The sequence below is a fragment of the Bradyrhizobium murdochi genome (assembly GCF_000472965.1).
In the GTDB taxonomy this organism is placed as follows: Bacteria; Pseudomonadota; Alphaproteobacteria; order Rhizobiales; family Xanthobacteraceae; genus Bradyrhizobium; species Bradyrhizobium murdochi.
This window is the reverse complement of record NZ_AXAU01000002.1, coordinates 216,150-224,414: the sequence shown is the minus strand read 5'-3', so window position 1 is coordinate 224,414 and position 8,265 is coordinate 216,150. Positions and strand designations below refer to the sequence as shown.

Annotated in this window: 6 protein-coding genes; 4 read left to right on the top strand and 2 right to left on the bottom strand. The window is 63.3% G+C overall.

All coding sequences use genetic code 11. From position 1 onward, the window contains the following. Positions 1-3: 3 nt before the first annotated feature. From YUO_RS0108535 to fhuB, 3 genes are all read left to right on the top strand, one after another. Positions 4-1,008, top strand: a complete 1,005-nt coding sequence (locus tag YUO_RS0108535) for an alpha/beta hydrolase (protein WP_028346869.1) — start codon at positions 4-6, stop codon at positions 1,006-1,008. 76 nt (positions 1,009-1,084) lie between these two features. Continuing rightward, entirely contained in the window at positions 1,085-2,020 is a 936-nt protein-coding gene (locus YUO_RS40235; RefSeq protein WP_051379329.1) for an ABC transporter substrate-binding protein, read from the top strand. After that, entirely contained in the window at positions 2,007-4,013 is a 2,007-nt protein-coding gene (fhuB, locus tag YUO_RS0108525) for a Fe(3+)-hydroxamate ABC transporter permease FhuB (RefSeq protein ID WP_051379328.1), read from the top strand. Before YUO_RS40235 ends, fhuB begins: the two co-directional genes overlap by 14 nt. A 7-nt stretch (positions 4,014-4,020) precedes the next feature. Here fhuB and YUO_RS0108520 read toward each other — a convergent pair whose 3' ends face one another. Together YUO_RS0108520 and YUO_RS0108515 are read right to left on the bottom strand one after the other, a co-directional pair. Beyond that, entirely contained in the window at positions 4,021-4,845 is an 825-nt protein-coding gene (locus YUO_RS0108520; protein WP_051379327.1) for an ATP-binding cassette domain-containing protein, read from the bottom strand. 70 nt (positions 4,846-4,915) lie between these two features. Beyond that, positions 4,916-5,977, bottom strand: coding sequence for a siderophore-interacting protein (locus tag YUO_RS0108515; protein ID WP_198028009.1), 1,062 nt, complete (start codon positions 5,975-5,977; stop codon positions 4,916-4,918). A gap of 214 nt (positions 5,978-6,191) precedes the next feature. Between YUO_RS0108515 and YUO_RS0108510 the strand changes: the two genes are divergently transcribed. Beyond that, positions 6,192-7,997 (top strand): cyclic peptide export ABC transporter, encoded by a 1,806-nt coding sequence (locus YUO_RS0108510; protein WP_347335915.1) that lies wholly within the window; start codon positions 6,192-6,194, stop codon positions 7,995-7,997. The last annotated feature ends 268 nt before the right edge of the window (positions 7,998-8,265 follow it).

Below are 8,265 nucleotides of genomic sequence, written 5' to 3'. Positions count from 1 at the left end.
GGCATGAGCCTTGATCCCGATATCGCCGCACTGCTCGAGATGGTGCAGGCTGGCACCGAAAGCGGATCACGCATTCCGTTTCCGCAACTGACGGCCGCACAGGCGCGCGCTGATTTCGATGCATCCTCACCGTTGCTCGATGTCGATCCGCCGGCGCTCGGGTATGAGCGCCATCTCGCGCTGCCGACGCGCGATGGGGCCACGATCGACGCGCGGCTCTACGCCAAGCAGGAGCCGAGCCGTGGCAATCCGGCGCCGGTCTTCCTCTATATGCACGGCGGCGGCTTTGTTGTCGGAAGCCTGGACTCACATCAGCCATTGTGCCGTGGTCTTGCCGAAGACAGCGGCGCCGCCGTGGTGTCGGTTGGCTATCGGCTTGCTCCGGAGCACAAGTTTCCGACCGCGTTCGAGGATGCGGTCGATGCGCTGGCCTGGGTCGGCCGTGAGGGGCCGGCTGCGGGGTTGGATGCCCATCGCGTCGCCGTTGGCGGCGATAGCGCGGGCGGCACGCTCGCCGCGGCGCTCGCCATCGAAGCAAGGGCGAACCGAAACCTGCCGCAGCCTGTCCTTCAGGTGCTCGCATATCCCGGTCTGAGTTCTCGGCAAACGTCTAATTCCTACGAACGATATGGTTCCGGCTATCTCCTGGAGCGCAGCACCGTCGACTGGTTCTTCCGGCAATATCTCCGCGACGATTCAGACCGTGACGACTGGCGGTTTGCGCCGCTGGCCGCGGAAGATCTCTCAGGGCTGCCCCCGGCGCTCATCGTGCTTGCCGAATATGATCCCCTGGTGGACGAAGGGCGCGACTACGCAGCAAGGCTCCGCGCCGCCGGCGTTCCCGTCGACCTGCAGATCTATCCGGGCATGATCCACGAGTTTTTGCGGATGGGCAATGTCGTGGCCGATGCCCTGCAGGCGCGGGCGGCGATCGGGCAGGCGCTGGCCGGCGCCTTTCGCGCCGTAGACGAAAGGCGGCGGCCGGGCATCGAAAGACAGAGCATATGAAGGTATGGCATATGAAGGTATGTCATAACTCTCGTCTCTCGCAGCCTCGCCGCAAGCCGTTCCCGAGCCGCACCCCATGAGCAAGAATTCACTCTCCGATTACAGGCTGTCTCGCCGCGCGCTTCTCACTGTGGGCGCGGGCATCGGCGGAGGGGTGCTTGCAGGTGGCTGGCCGATGGCGCTTGCTCAAGCCGCCGCACCGCAAGGAGGCCCCCGCATCGCCGCGCTCGGCTGGGCCTGCGCGCAGACGATACTGGCACTCGGCGTCGTGCCGCTGGTTGTGCCGGAGATCGAGCGTTACAGCCGCCTCGTCGTCGAGCCGGCTGTCCCGTCAAGCGTTCAGGAGATCGGCCTGCGTTCGGAGCCAAATCTCGAACTGCTGCAGAGTTTTGCGCCTGACATTATCATCATCGATCCCAGCATCACGGCGGCAATACCCCGGCTCAGGCTGATTGCCCCGGTCGAAGTCTTCACGATTTTCAGGCCCGGCCGGCCTCCGCTTGAAACAGCACACAGTTCGACGATGGAGCTGGCGCAGCGTCTCGGTGTGCAGGCCGCATGCGAGGCCTATCTGGCACGCTTCGATGCCGCCATGACCGGCTACCGCGATCAGCTTCGCGGTCGCAACGACAAGCCGCTGTATCTCGTCAGCGAAATCGCGCGCAACCGCGCGCTCGTATTCGGGCCGAACAGCCTTTACCAGGAAGTCCTCAGTCAATTCGGATTGAAGAATGCCTGGACCGGACAGAGCGGTCCGTGGGGACATACCAGCGTTGGCCTTGAAGTGCTCGCTGCGGTTCCGGATGCGCGGCTGGTTCTGATGAGTTCGCGGGTTGCCGATATCGAAGCCCTGCTCAACGCAAGCCCGGTGCTGCGAACCTTGCCGTTCCTCCGCTCGGGGCGGCTGACCGTGCTGGGAAATCAATTCTTCTATGGCGGCGTGCCGGCGGCGGAACGCTTCGCACGCCTTCTCGCCGAACGTTTGCCGCAGGAAAACAATGAGCAAGGTTGACGCGCTGCCCGCCCGATCCGCGATCGAGATGCATCCTGCGATACTGATCGGCTTATTGTTTGCGGCGGCGGCTGCGCTGACCTTTCGGCATCTGTCGGGATACCTGCCTGTTAGCGCATGGTTGCCTGTGCTGTGGCGTCCTGAAATCAACGATCCGCAGCAGATGCTCGTGCATTATACCGTCTTTCCGCGAATTGCGGTGGCGCTGCTGGCCGGGGCAGCATTGGGCCTTGCCGGCGCCGTCTGTCAGCAGGTGCTGCGCAATCCGCTGGCCGAACCGACCACGCTCGGCGTCTCGAACGGCGCCTATCTCGCGCTGGCGGTGACGACGTTGTGGGCGCCGTCGCTGCTTGCTTTGGGCCGCGAGTGGATTGCGCTGGTCGGCGGATTCGCTGCGTTCCTGTGCGTGTTCGGCCTCACCTGGAAACGTGCGCTATCGCCGGTCGTGCTGGTGCTGGCCGGCTTGATCGTTGGCTACTACTGCGCCGTGACGACCCAGGCCCTGGTGTTGCTCAACCATGACTACCTGATCGGCCTGTTCATCTGGGGCGCGGGCTATCTCAATCAGCAGGACTGGAGCAATGCGGCGTTCCTGGCGCCGCGGTTTCTGATTTCGTTCGTGCTGATCGCGGCGATGGTCCGCCCGCTGACCTTGCTAGGATTCGACGACGAGACCGCGCGCAACCTCGGCCTCGGATTGACGGGCGCGCGGGTCTGCGCGCTTGGCGTTGCGATCGCTCTCAGCGCTTCGGTGGTCAGCGTGGTCGGCGTATTGGGCTTTGTCGGTTTGACCGGGCCGGCGCTCGCCATGCTTGCCGGTGCACGGCGTTTCCGCGATCGGCTGATTTGGGCGCCGCTCTGCGGCGCTGGCTTGCTGTGGCTGGCAGACGAACTTGTGCTGCTGATTCCGCCGGGCTATCGCGAGATGCCGGCCGGCGCAGCCACGGCATTGATCGGCGCGCCCATGTTGCTGGTGCTGTTGCCGCGGTTACGGTCCGCAGCTCCGGTCGGAAACCTCACACCATCCGTTCCACCACGTCTTGATCATCCCTGGCGGGTGATCCTGTTTGGTCTGGCCTTGCTGTTGTTCGTGGTCTGGGTCGCGCTCGCAGTCGGGGTCGGCGCCGAGGGCTGGAGCTGGAGTGGTCTCGCCGGCATCCAGGAATTCCTGCCGTGGCGCTGGCCGCGCGTGGTGTCGGCGTTGGCCGCGGGGGCCACGTTGGCGGTGGCGGGCACGCTGCTACAGCGCATGACCGGAAATCCAATGGCGGCTCCAGAGGTGATGGGGATCAGCTACGGCGCCGCGATGGGAGTGATCGTGCTTCTCTATCTCTTTCCCTCCCACACGCGGGTGGCGCAGATTGCAGGCGGCGGGATCGGAGCCTTTATCGTGCTCGGGCTGGTTCTGCTGTTCAGCCGGCGGTCCGAATTCAGTCCGGAGCGTGTGCTGCTGGCTGGTGTCGCCATGAGCGCGGCTTTTGCCGCGATCGTCGCCATGGCGCTGGCAACCGGCGATCCGCGCATCGGCATGCTGCTGTCGTTGCTGACCGGATCGCTCTATCAGATCAGTCCGACCGAGGCCTCGGTGTTTGCCGCGGCGGCGGCCCTTTTGTTGATCATGGTGCCGATGCTGTCTCGCTGGCTCGACATTCTGCCGCTAGGCTCGGCGGCGTCGCGTTCGGTAGGCGTATCGATGGCGAGAAGCCGCATCGTCATCATGCTGCTGACCGCATTGTTGACGGCGACCGCGACGCTGATGGTTGGGCTGCTGAGCCTGGTCGGTTTCATCGCGCCGCATATGGCGCGGATGATGGGGGCGCAGCGCGCGCTTCACCAGACGGCGCTGGCCGCGCTGATTGGAGCCATCCTGATGGTAACAGCCGATTGGGCCGGGCGAATGGTGATATTTCCGTTCCAGATGCCGGCCGGCATCTTCGCGATGATGCTCGCCGGGCCCTATCTGCTCTGGCTGTTGCGACCGCAGTGCGGATGACGCGAGCTCACCGTGCGAAGCTGATGAGATGGCTGTGATCCGGAGACGGCATCACCGCCATCGGAATGCCGTAGATGGTTTCGAGTTCGGTAGGCGTCATGATCTTGTCCGGCGCGCCGCGCGAAATCAGCTTGCCCGAATGCAGGGCGATGATCTCGTTGCAGAAGCGCGCCGCCATGTTGACGTCATGGAGCACGACGACCACGCCGAGATTGCGCTCCCGTGCGAGCCGTTTCACAAGCGACAGCACTTCGATCTGATGGGCAATGTCGAGCGCCGAAGTCGGCTCGTCGAGCAGCAGGCATTCGGCATCCTGCGCGACCAGCATGGCGATCCAGACCCGCTGGCGCTCGCCGCCTGATAATGTATCGACCAGCCGGTCCGCAAACGGCTCGATGTGGGTCAGTGCCATGGCTTCCGCGACCTTGTCGCGGTCAGTGTCGCCAAACCGGCCGAGCGCGCCATGCCAGGGATAGCGGCCGAGCGCCACCAGTTCCTTCACCAGCATGCCGGCGACGGGCGGCGTCTGCTGGGGCAGATAGGCGACCTTGCGGGCGTATTCCCGATCGCTCCATTCGCGTAAAGCGCGGTCCTCGAAACGGATCGTGCCGGATGAGCTTGGCTGTTGCCGCGCCAGCAATTTCAGCAACGTCGATTTGCCGGAGCCATTGTGCCCGATCAGGCCGACGACGCTGCGCGCAGGAAGCGACAGGGTGAGCGGTTCGAGCAGCGCGCGCCCCGCCACAGCGAACGCCACCTGGTCCAGCTCGAACAAGGGCGCGGCCGCATCGGGCGAGGCTAGCGCGATTTCGGTTGGCCGAACTACGTGCATAGGAAGTTACCTGCAGGGACAATGCGGTCCGAGGTGAAGGTCGTCCCGTCGGTCTGCGGATATGGGGACGTCATGGCTGCCGCAGGCTCCAATACGCGACCGCAAGATGCTGCTCGCGGGCGAGCTTCCGCTCGTCGCGCAGATGGTTTCGCAGCGCCTTCAGCGCCTGCGCTTCGCACGCGACCCACGCAAAGATCTCGCGATGATCCGGCCATCGCACGGCCTTGACGGCATCGACCAAAAGCTGCGTCGTCCCGGCCGGACGGTCGCCGCGATGCAGCCATTGGATCGATACGCCGGTTGGCGCGATCAGCGGAACCTCTTCAAGCCGGTCAGCGACTTCGATGAAGACTTCACCGGTTGCCGTCGCCGGCAGCGTTTCGAGAATTCGCGCAATGGCGGGAAGGGCGGTCTCGTCGCCCGCCAGCAGCAACCAGCGCGCCGGCCGAATGCCACGTCCGAGCGGACCGGCCATGCCGCAAATGGCACCGGTTTGCGCATTGAGAGCAAAGGCCGAGCCCGGTCCGGCGTGATCGTGGACCACGAAATCGATATCGATCTCGCAAGCCCGCAGATCGATGCGGCGGATCGTGTAGTAGCGGGTGATGGGCCTGCGGTCCGGTTCGGGCCACAGGATACGCCCGTCGAGGGCGGGCCACGGCCATTCAGGCTTGGCGAGCCCTTCCGGCGGAAAATACAGGCGGACATGCAGGTCATCGTCGTTCACGAAGCGGGCAATGTCGTCGCCGGTGAAAGTCAGCCGGCGCATGCGGGGCGTGAGGTCGATTGCTGCCTTCAGCCGCACCTCGCGGAAATTGGCCAGCGTGCCGCCGTTGGATTCGTGGCCGGACCAGACGATGGTCGGCGGCTCATCGCCGGCGAACTCGATGACGTGGGAAGCGACGACCGAGCGCAGCATTTCCAGATTGCCCTTGTCGTTGGCCTCGACGCGGATCTTGAGCGCCTCGGCCTCGACGGCGAGCGAGCTGGTTCCAAACGGCAGCTTCGCCACCATCAGGCCACCTTGGTCCTCGAAGGCGATATCATGCTCGGCAAGATGATCGATCATTCGGGCAGCAAGGCCGGCGGCATCAGCAATCGGGATGCGGGTTTCGGAAACAAGCGAATCCAAAGTCATTTCTCCAGTCGGGCCTGCCCGATGCTGGCCTGCGCACGCTTCGATTTCCGGATATCGCAGCCCGACACCGGATCCACGTCCACCTAATGGATCTTTGTCCTACTCGCTCGCCGGCTGCGACGCAAAGGTTCTACTACTCGCATTTTATTAAACGCGTTGCCGATCACAAATTAGAATCAATCGAAAGAGGCCGAAAAATAAGCTCTGGATGAGCGATGCTGCCATCATGTATTCGCATCACTCCCGCAAGGCTATTCGTACTACGACGGGCCGTGTAGGTTCGCTTCAGCTCTACTCCAGCGCGGCACTCATGATGAATCCACGAAGCGGCCTGACGGCGCAGATTCTGCATCTCCTGCGGCCCTACTGGCCGATCGTGCTGGGCGGCACCGGTCTCGGCGTTGTCGGCGGCGCCAGCGTTGCGGGGCTGCTCGCGGTCGTCAATCGCGGACTTTACGCGTCGCAAGACGACGTCGCGACGCTGCTGTTCGCGTTTGCGGGCCTGTGCCTCTTGATCCTGATCGGCTCGATCGGCGCCGATATCAGCGCCAACTATATTGGGCAGCGGATCATCGCCGAGCTGCGCAAGTCGCTCGCCGCGAAAATTTTGGCGGCCCCGATCGACCAGCTCGAAATCTACCGGACGCATCGATTGATTCCGGTCCTCACTCATGACGTCGACACCATCAGCGATTTCGCGTTCTTCTTTTCCTCCTTCTTCGTCTCCGTCGTCATCACGCTCGGCTGCATGGTTTATCTGGCGGTGCTGTCGTGGCCGCTTTTTCTGATCACGGGGCTGGTCATCGTTCTCGGCTCGCTCGCGCATGCCTATGCGCGAACGCGCGGCGTTCAGGGCTTCAACGTCGCCCGCGATTCCGAAGACCAATTGCAGAAGCACTACCGCGCGATCGCCGAGGGCGCGAAGGAGCTGCGCCTGAACCGCGCCCGCCGTCAGCGCGTCTATGTCGACCAGCTTCAGCGCACCGTCGACCGGATCAGCGCGGTGCAGATCAAATCGATCAACCTCTTTGTGACCGCGCGGGCGTTGGGTACGATGTTGTTCTTCGTCGTGATCGGCGTCGCGCTGACGTTGCGTCCGTTCCTCTGGCCCGACAGCCCGGCCGCCGTCTCCAGCGGCTTCGTCCTGGTGCTGCTCTATATGCGGGGACCCATCGATCAGGTGATCGGCATCCTGCCGGCATTGGGTCGCGCGCAGGTGGCGATGAAGCGGATCGCCGAGCTTTCCGAGCAGTTCGCGACGCCCGAGCAGGGCTTGCTGGCCGCGCCCTCGGCCGCGCCGGATGGATCAGGCAGGATCGAATCGATCGAACTCCGTGGCGTATCGTACGGCTTCCGCGCGGTGCCCGGCAGCAATCCCTTCGTGCTCGGACCGATTGACCTGCACGTCCGGCAAGGCGACATCGTTTTCATTGTCGGCGAAAACGGCAGCGGAAAAACCACGCTGATCAAGTTGCTGCTAGGTCTCTACGCACCACAGAGCGGTACGCTGCTTCGCGACGGTATGCCCGTCGTGACCGAAACGCGGGATGATTACCGGCAGCTCTTCACGACCATCTTTTCCGACTATTACCTGTTCGAAGATCTTCTGCAGGGAGCGGGAATGGTGCCCGACGTCGCGGAGCGCTATCTGAAGCGATTGGAGGTCGCGCATAAGGTCTCGGTCGAGAACGGCGTGTTTACGACGACGGACCTGTCGACCGGTCAACGCAAGCGGCTGGCATTGATGAATGCCTGGCTCGAGGAGAGGCCGGTACTCGTGTTCGACGAGTGGGCCGCGGATCAGGACCCTGCGTTCCGGCATATCTTTTACACGGAACTGCTGCCGGACCTGAAACGTATGGGCAAGACGATCATCGTGATCTCACATGATGACCGTTATTTCGGCGTGGCAGATCATCTAGTGCGACTGCGGCACGGCAAGATTGTCGCGGGCGATGCGAAGACCCATGACATCATCAAGTCGTCATCGGTTCCAACGGGTGCCTCTCTTTAGAGCTATTTTATTCTTTCGGAGATTTGCGTCGAAGTTCAGGCTGTTTCGAGACGCGCGCCGGGGAACGCGTGCGACGTCTTCGGTGACGCCGCTTTGTCAGATTTGTAAGAAATCTAAACTGCGTGTGTCTGCATTTCTTGTCATCCTGTACGCGAGTGCTTTACATCGCAGGCGCGCGTCAAGATCGCGTGCTGTTTCAAGCAACCACGTTTGCGATGCGAGGGCCGGATGAGCAAAGCTTCGAGCTCCGCGACAGGGCCTCGCGCAT